Annotated in this window: 8 protein-coding genes; 3 read left to right on the top strand and 5 right to left on the bottom strand. The window is 40.5% G+C overall.

What is annotated here, in order from left to right; all coding sequences use genetic code 11:
- Positions 1–203: 203 nt before the first annotated feature.
- The 5 genes from ald to HMPREF0106_RS05055 all read right to left on the bottom strand — a co-directional run bounded on the left by ald (position 204) and on the right by HMPREF0106_RS05055 (position 9,929).
- Entirely contained in the window at positions 204–1,310 is a 1,107-nt protein-coding gene (gene ald, locus HMPREF0106_RS05035; RefSeq protein WP_009040811.1) for an alanine dehydrogenase, read from the bottom strand.
- 130 nt (positions 1,311–1,440) lie between these two features.
- Complete coding sequence (locus HMPREF0106_RS05040; RefSeq protein WP_009040810.1) at positions 1,441–2,124, bottom strand: WG repeat-containing protein; 684 nt, start codon at positions 2,122–2,124, stop codon at positions 1,441–1,443.
- A gap of 443 nt (positions 2,125–2,567) precedes the next feature.
- The gene (locus tag HMPREF0106_RS05045) at positions 2,568–3,905 is read right to left on the bottom strand and encodes a RagB/SusD family nutrient uptake outer membrane protein (protein ID WP_009040809.1); all 1,338 of its coding nucleotides are present in this window, start codon (positions 3,903–3,905) and stop codon (positions 2,568–2,570) included.
- Between the two features lie 10 nt (positions 3,906–3,915).
- Positions 3,916–7,263, bottom strand: a complete 3,348-nt coding sequence (locus tag HMPREF0106_RS05050) for a SusC/RagA family TonB-linked outer membrane protein (protein ID WP_004321435.1) — start codon at positions 7,261–7,263, stop codon at positions 3,916–3,918.
- Positions 7,264–7,295: 32 nt separating this feature from the next.
- Positions 7,296–9,929 carry a zinc-dependent metalloprotease gene (locus HMPREF0106_RS05055; RefSeq protein ID WP_009040808.1) on the bottom strand — a complete coding sequence of 878 codons (2,634 nt, stop codon included), beginning with the start codon at positions 9,927–9,929 and terminating at the stop codon, positions 7,296–7,298.
- Between the two features lie 198 nt (positions 9,930–10,127).
- Between HMPREF0106_RS05055 and HMPREF0106_RS05060 the strand changes: the two genes are divergently transcribed.
- The 3 genes from HMPREF0106_RS05060 to HMPREF0106_RS05070 all read left to right on the top strand — a co-directional run bounded on the left by HMPREF0106_RS05060 (position 10,128) and on the right by HMPREF0106_RS05070 (position 15,357).
- A complete protein-coding gene (locus HMPREF0106_RS05060; protein ID WP_032851594.1) occupies positions 10,128–11,780 on the top strand; it encodes a M23 family metallopeptidase in 1,653 nt (550 codons plus the stop codon).
- 28 nt (positions 11,781–11,808) lie between these two features.
- The gene (locus HMPREF0106_RS05065) at positions 11,809–13,452 is read left to right on the top strand and encodes a C69 family dipeptidase (RefSeq protein ID WP_032812112.1); all 1,644 of its coding nucleotides are present in this window, start codon (positions 11,809–11,811) and stop codon (positions 13,450–13,452) included.
- Between the two features lie 159 nt (positions 13,453–13,611).
- Positions 13,612–15,357, top strand: coding sequence for a phospho-sugar mutase (locus HMPREF0106_RS05070; RefSeq protein ID WP_004300737.1), 1,746 nt, complete (start codon positions 13,612–13,614; stop codon positions 15,355–15,357).
- Positions 15,358–15,621: the final 264 nt, after the last annotated feature.

The raw sequence follows: 15,621 nt of genomic DNA, 5'->3' as shown, positions 1-15,621 counted from the left end.
GCCCTGAAAGGGCATAATTGTATACAGTTCCGCCCTTTCAGGGCTTGTGGCTGGTGTGTTTTTTTCGTAGGGCGTTGCCCTACGCTATATAATTAAGCCCTTTCAGGGCACCCCAATAAATATATAATTGTAAGGCTTTCAGCTTAACCGCTAAATTCTCATTCAACCGCTAAATTCTCATTTAACCGATAAATTCCCATTTATTATAGGCTGACAGGTTCGTATTTCAAACCAAATACATCGGCTACAGCTTTATAAACGATTTTTCCTTCTACAATATTCAGTCCAAGAGCCAATGCCGGATTATCTTTGCAGGCTTTTTTCCATCCCTTATTTGATAAAGCGATCACGTAGGGGAGGGTAGCATTAGTCAGTGCAAGAGTGGAAGTATAAGGTACGGCTCCCGGAATATTAGCTACTGCATAATGAACGATTCCGTCTACAATATAGGTCGGTGCACTGTGGGTGGTTGGGTGAGAAGTCTCGAAGCATCCTCCCTGGTCAATTGCTACATCTACTAATACTGTGCCGGGTTGCATCATCGAAAGCATCTCTTTAGTAATCAGATGTGGTGCTTTATCGCCGGGAATCAATACGGAACCGACAACTAAATCAACATCCGGCAATTCTTTTCTGATTCTTAGTTCGGATGCATACAATGTCTTTACATTCTTAGGAAGTGTTTCACTCAAATAGCGCAAACGTGCCAGATTTATATCTGTGATAGTGACGTCTGCCCCCATTCCCGCAGCCATTTGCGCAGCATTGCTACCTACGATTCCGCCACCTAAAATTAATACTTTAGCCGGTTTAACACCTGGTACACCTCCCAAAAGAATACCTTTTCCACCTTGCGGCTTTTCCAAGAAACGGGCACCTTCCTGAATAGACATACGTCCGGCAACTTCGCTCATCGGAATTAATAAAGGTAGTGTATGGTCTGCTTCTTCTACAGTTTCGTAAGCCAGGCATATTGATTTGTTGGAGAGCATGGCAAGGGTTAACTCCCTGTCGGAAGCAAAATGGAAATAAGTGAATAGTAACTGTCCTTTTCTTATTAAGTTATATTCAGTGATTATCGGCTCTTTCACCTTTACGATCATCTCGGCAGTAGCGTAAATATCTTCTATTGTTGGCAGGATATGTGCGCCGACAGCTTGATATGCTTCATCCGGAAAACCGCTATTTATTCCCGCTGTATGTTGGATAAATACCCGATGCCCTTGTTTTACCACTTCAGCCACTCCCGAAGGTGTCATGCCTACACGGTTCTCATTGTTTTTGATTTCCTTTGGTACTCCGATAATCATAATGTTGCGTATTAAAGATTTAACATGTTCGAAAGTACGAAAAATCCCCTTACGTTGTTGTTCGTAAGGGGATGTTTTAGAACAGAATGTCTTCGCGTGTTGAGATGAATAAATGCGTAGAGTGGTTGTTTTATAGACATTCACTGCCCTGCTTGTTGATTTTCATGCTTTTTCCATAGAGACCCACTCGAGCTATGTTGTTATAAAAGGGTTCTGCAATATCGTACTTAAAAGGAAGTACTTCTTCATTATCTTTGTTTATGTATCCCCACTTGGACGACTGGCTTTCAATGCAAACGGCAGCTAATCCTTCAGAAAAAGAGCATCCATTATCATATTCCAGCGGAATGACAACTTCTCCTTTCTTATTAATGAATCCAACTTTGTTGTGTAGTGAGACGAGGGCTAATCCTTCCGCGAATTGCTCCATTTGACTGTAAGTCGGTGGAAGAATGTAGTTTCCTTGTCTGTCAATCAGTCCCCATAATCCATCCTGACATACTCGCGCACATTCTTGCTCAAACGAGTGAGCGGCTGCGTATTTAAACGGAATCCGTATTTGTCCGGTATGGTCGATAAATCCGTATTGAGAATTGAGTACTACCATCCCTAATCCTTCTTTAAACGAGAAAGCCCGTTCATACATTAGAGGAATGACAATGTCATATTCTTTATTAATGTATCCCCATTGGATTTTTCCTTTAACCGGTGCCAATCCTTCAGAGAAACGGCCAATGGCCGAGAAGCGCTTTTTCTTATTAGCTACCCCATAAGCTAAAAAAGAAGCGAAGAACTTTGTAATAGTGCTGCTCATTTTCTTTATTGTTTGTGTGGTAAGCGTCCGGATACCATATATATACAAGAGAAGCGTGGACGTCGTTAGTTCATTCTATTCAAGGCTCTGGTAAACCTATTGGGAAATGAACAACAGAGTCCACGCCCTTGCATATAACAAAGACGTGAACGCTTAGTTGCCATTATCTCCCCAATTAAAGAATTTACCAGATTCTGAATAGAGATAATATTCTAAACGCTTCTACGTTATTAATCGTAATAAGTCGCTACAAAGATATGGATTTTCTGTTAATCGGCAATTCTTTTGAGGGATAAAGATTTAGCGATGGACGAGATGTGTAGATAAAATATAAAGTAGTTAGTGGACAGAATAAAAAAACTCCCCTTACGCTTTTGGTAAAGAGAGTTTTTTATAGTTTGTTATTTAGTGATATCTATGAGAGTATAGATGGTAATATGTTATTAGTTTAATAATCCAGGATTGGCATCAATTGCATCTTGTGGAATACGCAATGTGTAACGGGAATCATCTTGTACAAGTGTGTAGGTTACATCTTCAATTTCTTTTTTGATTTCCGGTCGGGTAGTTCGGCGTAAATCAAACCAACGATGGCCTTCAAAAGCAAGCTCGCGAGCACGTTCTTTCAGAATTTCTGTGACTAGCTTTTCTTGGCTCATCGCATTTATTTCATTCTTTTTCTGCTCATAACCTTCTGATGTATAACGATTCTCTATTAGTTTCAAGAGCCGGGTACGTGCTTCAGGTAATTTGTTTAAATGTGCAGCAGCTTCTGCTGAATTTAAATAAAGCTCTCCGGTGCGGAAAGTACATTTGAATTTAGATTCACCACTTTTGATGGAAGTATAATTTCCATTTTTATTTGCTTGATAATACTTGTTTGGACGTAGATCTTTTCCTTCCTCATATTCTTGTAAAAATGAAGGGTAAAGTAAGAGTGATCCGGCATAATCGCTATTTGGAAAAACTTCATAGGCAGTGATCATTTCTACAGATGTAAATTCATTAGGAAGTTTGTCTCCTTCATCGTTTAGGTTCACTAATGTTGATTTTCCGGCTAGTACACGTTCCGAAGATTCATAAGATTTGTCCCATTCACCCATGTATAAATATACCCGTGATTCCATAGCATCTACTGACAATGTTGAGAAACGGTATGAATATTGAACTTCCCATTCTTTTTTATTAATCAGTTTCCTTGCTGTTTCTATATCAGACAATATGGAGGTATATATTTCTTTTACAGTGTTTCGTGATGGTATTTCTTCTAAATCAGTATTGAGTTTGAGGGGAACTGCTTTGGTTTCTAATGCTCCGGCAGCTGTATAAGGTTGTCCATAAAGATTGACCAATATAAAGTGCATATATGCTCTCATGAGGTAAGCTTCTCCAACTAATTGATTAATATCTTCTTGGCTTCCTTCTGATATTTCATCTTTTTTATCGATGATTGCGTTGGCATAATAGATATTGGTATAATAGGCCGCCCATCCAAATTGTCTCGTACTTGCATTCGGATTAACATCATTCCATTTTTCAACATCTCCTAAAGAATTTTTGGAAGTGGCATCAGACTGTAATATGGTTGCGATATCTGTTCTGATTTCGCATATTCCTCTGTCATTGAGTGCTGTATTGTAAGCTGTTGTGAATAAAGCTCTGTATTCAGCTAGCGTATTGGGAATTACTTGGCCTACTGGTTGTATGTCCAAATAACTATCACAGGAAGATAATAACAGGCTTCCTATTAATGTGAATATATAATATATTTTCTTTGTCATAATATATTTTTTAAAAGTTAAGACTTAGATTGAAGGTAATGGATTTGGGAACTGGGGTAGAGTATAGGTTGCCCATTGATTCCGGATCCATATAATTATCATAATTAGAGCTGATAACGAATAGGTTACGAGCCTCTAATCCTACAGTTGCTCCGCCGATACTTAGTTTATGAAGCCATTCGGATGGAACCCGGTAAGCAAGACGTATATTTTGTAGACGTACAAAGCTTAGCTTTTTTACCCAGATATCCAGTGATCTGTAAATGTCATTTCGAGTACTGAACAAGTAGTAGTCGGCCGGATTGTAATTGTACGTTGCTAATGCAGGGAACTTTCCTGTTGTATTTTCCGGTGTCCATCTATCCAGTATGTCTCTATTCATATTGCGCCCTGGGTCTAAGTCAGATACATTATAACTTGGAGTTGTTTTTACGTGTGCTCCAAAATTATATGAAAAATTCAGATTCAGTTCCCAATTTCGGTAATTGAACGTATTTAGAAAACCGCCTGTGTAGGGAGCATCTGACGTTCCAACATAGCTGTAAAAGTCTCTTTGTTCTTCAGTACTTGGTCCTATTTGGTAAGTGCCAAGACCATCTTCATTCGATGTCATTCTGAATAACTCTTCTACAGTGACAGCTTTCCCCTCTTTATTCTCAAGATAGATTTGTCCTGTATCAGGATTTATACCTTTTGTTTTTAGTGCAAAGATTGCACCTACGGGATATCCTTCCAGACTAGGAGTCACTTGGCTTTTATCTGTAAGTACTTTTAGTACTTTATTTTGATTATATGCGAAGTTGAAAGTAGTGTACCAAGAGAAGTTTTTAGTGGTGATATTACGTGTCTGCAGGTTTATTTCTACACCTTTATTTTCCATACTAGCCCAGTTTATAGACATATTAGTGAATCCATTTTCTAAAGCTAATGCTTTAGAACCAATTAAGTCTGTTCCTTTTCTATAGTAGTAATCTACACTAAGATTGATGGCTTGATTGAGTACAGAAAAATCTATTCCTAGATTGTAAGATGCTGTTTTTTCCCAGCGTAATTTACTGTTGGGAGCACTATTGATAATAATATTTTCTTCACTGTAACCTGGTAAAATATTCACATTATCATATTTTCCGACTAGGAATGGAGAGGTTCCCTTATCAATATTTCCTTGTAAGCCATAAGAAAGGCGAAGAGCTAAATTATCAATCCATTTGTATTGTCTAATGAACGATTCATTAGATAAACGCCACAAACCGCTTACCGAATAGATTGGTAAGAAACGGTATTTCTTATCTACTCCGAATAAATCAGAACCATCCATGCGCACACTTCCTCCCAATGTATAACGATTCATTAAAGTATATGAACCATTGGCAAAGAAAGAAGCAAAAGCGTTTTCCTTGTACGATTTAGTTTTTAGATTCCAATCATTGGCTTGTGCTTCATCTTTAAATATGAGATTCTGGAATGTTAGTTTCTTGGGATCATATCCGTATCCGGTTGAGGCTTGGTTGTCTACCCAGTTTTTGCGAATTTCCGAACCAGCCATTATTTGTATGTCATGTATATCCCCAAATGTGTTTTTGTATTCTCCTTGGATTTTCCATGTGAGTTGTGAGGTTGTACTATTAGTTGTTTTAAGCATGCCTCCTTCTGGTATAAGATAGGTTTGTACACCATTTTTCCAATATTTATTGGTTTCACGTATATTCCTAATATTATATGAATTTATCCCGGCATATTCTTCTTGCGACAATTGATCCCATTGCACACCAATCTGTGAATAAACTTTCCACTGATCGTTAAAACGTAGCTGAACATCAAAGATAGAATTGATGGCTGTGGTGACAGATTCTTTATTGGTGTTTGCTCGTTCTTCGAATATATTAAAGCCTTGCTTTTCATCTGTTTCATTACTTCTGACTACGTCGTAATCGTAAAGGTAGTTTCCTTGTTCGTCAAACGGAGCAAAGTAAGGGTTGGCGATACGTGAATAATATATAGGGTTAATAAGTCCGTAAGTATCAGTCATAAATGTGTTATTCTTGCGTCTGTTGGCAAAAATAGACATTCCAATTTTTAATATTTTGTTGATTTGGTAAGACGTTTTACTGGTCAGATTAAAACGGCTCATGCTTACACCTGGTACATTTCCGTTTTCTTTGACATAACCAAGTGAGTTGTAATAAGTAACCTTTTCACTACCACCGGAAATGCTAAAGTTATATTCTTGCGTGAAAGCATCTCTGAATAATATATCATTCCAGTCTGTATTGATTGTTTTCAGTTTGTTTATAGCATTTTGGGCTTCAGGTGTCAGTCCGTTCCACCCCTGTTCTTTATAGATGTCTATTAAGTTATATTGTTTCATGATAGCAGCAACTTTTCCTTTTTCAGGAAATACCGGTATCGGATCTGTTAATCCCCATAATATGTCAAACCGTGCTTCTTTTAATAATTGAAGTTCCAAATCGACTTTCTCTTCCGAGTTTAGTAAGTTGAGCCGTGAAGTATTGAGATTTGGAGTATAAGTCAATTTAGTATTGAAGTTAATAACAGGTTTTCCGGTTTTTCCTCTTTTGGTTGTTACCACAATTACACCATTTGCAGCACGTGCGCCATAAATGGCAGTAGCAGCTGCATCTTTTAATATCGTAATGCTTTCAATGTCGTTTGGGCTCAAACCTGCGATAGAAGATTGTGACATATTTACAATGTCATTATCGTTATCTTTGTTAATCTCTGGAATATCTGTCCCCTCCAAAGGTATTCCATCCAATACCCATAATGGGTCTTGTGTTCCATTCAATGAAGCTGTACCACGAATACGAATACGTGCAGGAGCTCCTGGTGCACCGGAAGTTGTCGTAACGGCTACACCCGCCACTTGTCCGGCTAATGCCTGGTCGATGCTTTTTGCTGCGCCTACCATTCCGTCTGTAACGTCTACTTTAGCGATAGCGGCAGTCAGTTTACGACGTTCCAGTTCTTGATAACCAGTTACTACTACGTCTCCTAGTGTGTGTGATGAAGCTTGAAGGACAATACGATAAGTATCTTTTCCAGCTTGCAACACGATATTTTGTTCTTCAAAACCTATATAACTACAATGTAGTCTGGTCACCTTTTCCGGAATGGAAATGGAGAATTTACCATCCATATCAGTGATAGTACCTAGAGAAGTCTGTGATACTCCGGCTTTTTTCAAATCGTCTGCATTAACATATACAGAAGCACCGATTAGAGGTTCATTGTCTTCACCGGATATGACGACTCCGGTGATTGTGCGATTAGCAGCGTTGGCTGTAGCCAACGTGCTAACAAGAAAACATATAAGAACGTATAAATATTTTTTTCTCATCAATATAGATTGTTAAAGTGATTGATTTTGTTTTATTTGATTCCCAAAGCCGTATTAATACGTAGAATCATATCCTCATAATGATAGCGTGCAGCAGTATCAGAAGTGCCGAGACGGCTCTGCAACAATTTCTTGATACGTAATAGCTCTCCGCGTTTCACCGAGATAGCATCAGAAATACGGTTGAGCTGACTACCATAGAAGTTAAGCACACGTGGAGCGCCCATTCGGTCTTCTTGGCGAAGTGCCCGTTGTTCGGCTGCATAACAGCTGCAGAAAGGAGTGGCATGGTCAAGCAGGAAATGCTCATTTGCAATCTTCTTGTTGATTTTTACAGCTTCGGGTTCTGCGGCTGCTGTAAGTAATGCATCGAGGAAGTTTTTCTGCAAAGAACGTTCCATTACGTTGGGGATGCCACCACGTTCGGTAATACCGAAAATGTTTTTATGAAGTCCGTCCATAAGCTCCACTACTGTGAAGGCTTTTTTTCCGTTGACAGACTCATTCTCTATCATACGCATCAAACGGGTGTTGCCTAGTAAATCCCAAAGGATATAGGCTTGGGCGTTCTTTAAGATTTGCGTAGGAGCATTCTCCTGTTTTCCGATGGGAGTATTACGAAGTAGATAAGTATATTGTCCTACTTCCGTGTCAAACAGCCATTTAGGATATGTTAATACTTCATCCATCAGAAATTTTAGTGAAGCTTGTTGTTTCTCTTTCTCAACGAATGTATAAGTCTTGACGCCATCTCCAACAATTGTATTTTCAATGTAGATACCGCCAATATTGGCAAGGACATGATATAAATAGTTGTTCCATTGGTTGATTACTGCATAGTAGAGGCGTGATGCTTCTTCATAAGTTTGTCCTTTCTCGCCGGTAGTAGTCCATTGAAGAATTTGCGGAACAATACGTTTCAGATTCTCAATGCCAAGTAAAGAAGAACGAACCGGATCATCACCTAAATCTTCGTTCTGTGCACGTGGATCTACCGCATCACGTACATCCTGTGCTTCACTATATTTATAAAGACGATCAGTATGTTTGCTCAAAAAATCGAATAAAACATCCTTTTCTTCTTCCGGAGTCTTCTTTCCGTACCAACGATAACCATATTCGATAGCAAACATGTCATAAGGACCGATATGCGGAGAAAGAACTTTCACGCCATCTCCTGGTTGTGCGATATAATTGAATCGTGCATAATCCATGATAGATGAAGCGGTAGAATTCATTCTGGAAGTGAATGCTTCGGAACGTAATGAATCCGTCGGGAAAGCCCATGATCCCATCATATTGTGACGGAGTCCCAATGAGTGGCCTACCTCATGGCAAGCAACGAATCGGATGGCATTTCCCATTAAAGCATCGGGTAATTGCACATTGCGTGCTTCCGGACACACAGTTCCAGTTTGCACAGTGATCCATTCGCGTACCATAGAAAGCACATTGTGCCACCACATAATATCAGCTTCCAGAATTTCTCCGGAACGTGGATCTAACAGAGAAGGTCCCATTGCATTTTTCTTTTCTGAAGCTGCATAAGTCAGTACGGAGTAGTTGACATCGTCCATATCTACATGCATACTGTCCGTGATTTCCTTGGCGATAATCGCATTCTTGAAACCAGCCTTTTCAAAAGCAATCTGCCAGTCCTCAATACCTTTCTTAATGTACGAACGCCATTGGTAAGGAGTTGAATTATCAATGTAGAAGACAATCGGTTTGGCAGGTTCTACCATCTGACCTTTCAGATAAGCCTCCCGATCTTCCGGTTTGGGTTCCATACGCCAGCGGGTGATATACTGTGTCTTATCCGTACGCTGCTGCGCATCACTGAAACTTAATAACGGATTCGTGAAATAACCGACCTTCTGATTGTCGAATCGTCCCATCATCGGCTTCTCGGGCAATAAGAGAATAGAAGAACTAACTTCCACCGTTACATAAACAGTAGTAGTACCTTCCGTTACCCGGGTAGTCAACTCGGAAGTTGCCACGACATTGTTTGAAAAGGATTTGATGGATAGAATACGTGATAAATTCTTGATAGCCGAAGTACCCAGATTAATATTGGTAAATACGTTATTGATACTGGTTTCCGTACCATCATAAATATCATTCACCTTGATTACTAATGCCGTAGAATCTGCATTGACTGCTTCGATCTTGAATGCGGCAATCAGCGGAGAGATAAAATTATCCTTTACCGAACGGAAGATAGCGTCCGTTTGGGGGGCCAGAGGTAATGGACGTTGTTGGCGTAACATTAGTTTGCCCGTCGCTTTGTCCCATTCCATGCAAACCATCTGGTTTTCATAGTTTACTCCGCGGTTTACACCCGCATCATTAAGTTCGGCAGGAACTCGTTGCAGCTTATTGACAACTAATAAGTCACGTCCCAAAAGTGAGGTGGGAATTTCAAAATAATAATCATTCTTCTTTTGATGTACAGCAAACATCCCTTTGGTCGTTTTACTGTCTTCCACTAATTTCTCGTAGTCGCTTTTACTCTTCTCTTCTTTCTCTTCTGGTTTTTTCTTTTTCTTTTTAAACCAACTCAGATTTTCTGTAGCGGGGGTAGTTGCAAATGCCGAGAGCGCTTCTCCACTCAGCAATATACATGCAATGACCGCTGCCATTACTTTTACATACATTCTCATTGAGTTTCTAACTTTTAATTATAATTAAAAAACGGCTACAAAAGTACTAATATAAATAACATAATGACTACTAATTTGCAATGAATATAACATTAAAAAGAAATATTAACTAGTATCTACGGTCATCATTCTCCTCGGATATTTCATAGTTTAGTGGGAATAGTGTACATTTGCGGGAGTAAAAAAGTGAACGGAATGATGAGACGATATATCACTGCTTTGATGCTGGCTTGCTGCATCGGAGGGTATGGACAAGAGAAGAAGCAAGTAACCTTTGTACCTCCTTTTGACTTTCCTCTTACATTGAGTGGGAACTTTGGAGAAATCCGCTCCAATCACTTCCACGGCGGACTGGATTTTAAGACAGGCGGAGTTATCGGTAAACCCGTTCGTGCTCTCGCTGATGGCTATATTTCGCGTATTCGCGTCACGAATGGTTCGGGATATGTACTTGATGTCTGTTATCACAATGGCTATTCAACGATCAACCGCCATTTGAGTGGTTTTGTTTCTCCCATTGCCGAAAGGGTGGAGAAACTTCAATATGAAGAAGAAAACTGGGAAGTAGAGATTGTTCCCGAACCGGGAGAATATCCAGTAAAAGGAGGCCAGCAGATCGCATGGAGCGGAAATACCGGATATTCGTTCGGTCCGCATCTTCACCTGGATGTATTTGAAACGGAATCGGGAGATTATATTGACCCTATGCCTTTCTTTCAATCGAAAATAAAAGATACGCGTGCTCCGAAAGCGGATGGTATCCTATTTTTTCCACAACTGGGTAAAGGAGTAGTGGATGGAAAGCAAGAGAATAAAACCATCCTTCCTAATAGCGAGCGTCCGGTGGAAGCATGGGGAGTGATAGGTGTGGGGATCAAAGCATACGATTACATGGATGGAGTGAATAACCATTATGGAGTTTATTCGGTTGTGCTTACGGTAGATGGCAATGAAATATTTCGCAGCACCGTAGATCGCTTCTCGCAGGAAGAGAACCGGATGATTAATTCCTGGACTTACGGGCAATATATGAAATCATTCATTGATCCGGGCAACACTTTGCGTCTGCTAAAAGCATCAAATGATAACCGTGGCTTGGTGACGATTGATGAGGAACGGGACTATCAGTTCTTATATACATTAAAAGATGCTTTCGGAAACACTTCCAAATATAGTTTCACCGTACGGGGTCGGAAACAGCCGATTGAACCGTTGAATCATCGGGAGAAATATTATTTTACCTGGAATAAGACTAATTATCTGCAAGAACCGGGATTGAACCTGGTTGTTCCGAAAGGAATGTTGTATGATGATGTTCTCCTCAATTATCAGGTGAAGGCGGATAGTGGTGCCGTTGCTTTTACTTATCAGCTGAATGATAAGGCGGTTCCGCTGCATGCAGCTTGTGAACTGTGTATCGGGTTGCGTAGAAAACCAATTGCCGATACGACGAAATATTATGTGGCCCGCATAACTCCCAAAGGAGGAAAGTACAGCGTAGGCGGAAAGTATGAAGACGGATACATGAAAGCATCTATCCGGGAGTTGGGAACTTACACTGTTGCCATCGATACCATCCCGCCGGAGATTATCCCTGTCAACAAGAATCAGTGGGGAAGAAACGGAAAAATTGTCTATCGTTTGAAAGATCAGGGCGCGGGAATTGCTTCCTATCGTGGAACGATTGACGGAAAGTATGCGCTTTTCGGACGTCCCAATATTGTGAAATCATACTGGGAATGTACGTTGGACCCCAAACGCGTAAAGAAAGGAGGCAAGCATACTGTTGAATTTACAGTGACCGACTATTGTGGGAATGAAACAGTGGCCCGTGAAAGCTTTGTTTGGTAAATTATTAAAAGTGAATCATATATTTATTATGAAGAGAAGAATTATTCTTTGTGCCGCCGTATTGATGGCGGCTGTGGCGAACACCTTCGCCTGCACCAACCTAATTGTCGGAAAAAATGCGTCTGCCGATGGCTCGACGATTGTTTCCTATTCTGCCGACTCGTATGGCTTATTCGGAGAACTTTATCATTATCCGGCTGCTACCTATCCAAAAGGTACGATGCTGAAAGTTTATGAATGGGATACTGGCAAGTATCTGGGAGAAATAGAGCAGGCACGCCAAACTTATAATGTAGTTGGTAATATGAATGAATATCAGGTTACCATTGGTGAGACAACTTTCGGCGGACGTCCGGAATTGGCCGATTCTACAGGGATTATCGATTACGGAAGTCTGATTTATATCGGTTTGCAACGTTCGCGCACTGCCCGTGAAGCTATTAAGATCATGACCGACTTAGTGCAGCAATACGGCTACTATAGCGAAGGAGAATCCTTTACTATTGCCGATCCGAACGAAATATGGATTATGGAAATGATTGGTAAAGGTCCCGGCATCCGTGGAGCAGTTTGGGTAGCTGTACGTGTGCCCGATGATTGTATTTCGGCCCATGCCAACCAGTCACGTATCCACCAGTTTGATATGAACGACAAGGAAAACTGTATGTACTCTCCGGATGTCGTTTCTTTTGCCCGTGAGAAGGGATATTTTAATGGAGTAAACAAAGACTTTAGCTTCTCATTAGCCTATGCGCCTCTTGATTTTGGTGCACGTCGTTTCTGTGAGGCTCGCGTGTGGAGCTATTTTAATAAGTTCACAGATAACGGAAAAGATTATCTTCCTTACATTGAGGGAAAGACCAATACGCCGATGCCTCTTTTTGTGAAACCGAAACATAAGTTATCCGTGCAAGATGTGAAAGATATGATGCGCGACCATTATGAAGGAACGCCTCTTGACATCTCCAATGATTTCGGAGCCGGACCTTATAAGACACCTTATCGTCTTTCTCCTCTGAACTTCAAAGTAGACGGCCAGGAATATTTCAACGAACGTCCGATTTCCACTCAACAAAGCGGGTTTGTATTTGTTGCACAAATGCGGGCTCATAAGCCGGACCCGATAGGCGGTGTACTTTGGTTTGGCGTGGATGATGCGAACATGGCTGTATTTACCCCGGTTTATTGTTGTGCTACTAAAGTGCCGGTATGTTATACCCGTGTAGATGGGGCCGATTATATTACTTTCTCCTGGAATTCTGCTTTCTGGATTTTCAACTGGGTATCTAATATGGTCTATCCGCGTTATGATTTGATGATCGGTGATGTACGGGAAGCGCAGAAAGAAATGGAAACTACTTTCAACAATGCACAGGAAGGCATTGAAGAAATGGCTGCCAAACTGCTGGCAAAAGATAAGAACGCAGCGGTTGACTTTCTGACAAACTATACAAATATGACCGCACAGAGCACTTTCGATACTTGGAAACAATTGGGTACATTCTTGATTGTGAAGTACAATGATGGAGTGGTGAAACGTGTTAAAGACGGTAAGTTTGAGCGTAATTCTATCGGACAACCTGCCGGAGTGATGCGTCCCGGATATCCGAAAGAATTCTTGCAGGAATATGTCAAGCAGACTGGTGACAGATATAAAGTGCCACAAGAATAGATATTAAGTATGAGATATTAGGTATTAAGTATATCGCTTTTTAATTCTTAATTCTCAAATTTCAATTAAAAGAATAGGAATTATAAACTTATTATTTTACATTTGTGTGCTCAAGAAATTGATAATAAATAATTCATTAACCAATAAATAACAATCGAAATGGAAAATCAGGAACTTATTAAACAGGTCACTGAAAAAGCCGAAAAATGGCTAACCCCGGCTTATGATGCTGAAACCCAGGCTGAAGTGAAACGTATGTTGGAAAACGATGATAAAACCGAACTAATTGAAGCTTTCTACAAAGATCTTGAATTTGGTACTGGTGGTCTGCGTGGTATTATGGGTGTAGGTAGCAATCGTATGAATATCTATACGGTAGGTGCTGCCACTCAAGGACTTTCCAACTATCTGAAAAAGAACTTCAAAGACCTGCCGCAGATTTCTGTAGTAGTAGGTCACGATTGCCGCAACAACAGCCGTTTGTTTGCGGAGACTTCTGCTAATATTTTCTCTGCCAATGGTATCAAAGTATATCTGTTTGACGACATGCGTCCGACACCGGAAATGTCTTTCGCCATCCGTCACCTCGGTTGCCAAAGCGGTATCATTCTGACTGCTTCTCACAATCCGAAGGAATACAACGGTTACAAGGCATATTGGGACGATGGTGCACAGGTATTGGCTCCACACGATAAAGGTATCATCGACGAAGTGAATGCAATTGCTTCTGCTGCCGATATTAAATTCCAGGGAAATCCGGATTTGATTCAGATTATCGGTGAAGACATCGATAAGATTTATTTGGATATGGTGAAAACTGTTTCTATTGATCCGGCAGCTATCGCCCGTCACAAAGATATGAAGATTGTCTATACTCCGATTCATGGTACAGGTATGATGTTGATTCCTCGTGCATTGAAAATGTGGGGATTCGAAAACGTATTTACTGTGCCCGAACAGATGATTAAGGACGGTAACTTCCCGACTGTCGTATCTCCGAACCCGGAAAACGCCGAAGCTCTTTCTATGGCTGTAAACCTTGCCAAAGAAATTGATGCTGATCTCGTTATGGCTTCCGACCCGGATGCTGACCGTGTGGGTATTGCTTGCAAGGATGATAAAGGCGAATGGGTACTGATTAACGGTAACCAGACTTGTATGATGTACCTTTATTATATTCTGACACAGTACAAACAACTGGGTAAGATTAAAGGTGGCGAGTTCTGCGTGAAGACAATCGTTACAACTGAACTAATCAAGAAAATCGCAGATAAGAACAATATCGAAATGCTTGACTGCTACACCGGATTTAAATGGATTGCCCGTGAAATCCGTCTGCGTGAAGGCAAACAGAAATATATCGGTGGTGGTGAAGAAAGCTACGGATTCCTTGCCGAAGATTTCGTTCGCGATAAAGATGCCGTATCAGCTTGCTGTTTGATTGCTGAAGTTGCTGCATGGGCAAAAGATAATGGTAAATCCTTGTATCAGTTGTTGCTGGATATCTACGTAGAATACGGATTCTCTAAAGAGTTTACTGTAAACGTAGTGAAACCGGGTAAGAGTGGTGCAGAAGAAATCAAAGCTATGATGGAGAACTTCCGTGCCAATCCTCCGAAAGAATTGGGTGGCTCTAAAGTGATCTTGAGCAAAGATTATAAGACACTGAAACAGACAGATGATAAAGGTAACGTAACTGCAATCGATATGCCGGAACCATCTAACGTACTTCAATATTTCACTGAAGACGGTAGCAAAGTTTCTGTTCGTCCTTCAGGTACAGAACCGAAGATTAAGTTCTATATGGAAGTTCAGGGTGAAATGGGTTGCCGCAATTGTTATGCTTCTGCCGAATCTGCTGCAATGGAAAAGATTGAAGCAGTGAAGAAATCATTGGGTATCTGATTTTGTTTCTTCTGAAATTTCAGATATAGATAACGAAAGATAAATAAATAGCGCCTCCATGGTCTTTTCGAAGATTATGGAGGCGCTTCTTTTTCTCTATACATAGCTCTGATTCTGCCTATTTTCGGGCTTTTTCCCCAACTTGGCACAGTTCTTTCATTTCCTTTGCATTCTTTAAGTCCACTTGCTAATCCTTCTTGCCCGAATCTTGTTGTATTGACATCATCTCAATTTCAACCCGCAGGCTGCGGATACACATGTTTT

The organism is Bacteroides sp. D22, assembly GCF_000163675.1.
In the GTDB taxonomy this organism is placed as follows: Bacteria; Bacteroidota; Bacteroidia; order Bacteroidales; family Bacteroidaceae; genus Bacteroides; species Bacteroides xylanisolvens.
The sequence above is the reverse complement of the archived record's forward strand: the minus strand, read 5'-3'. Positions and strand labels throughout refer to the sequence as shown.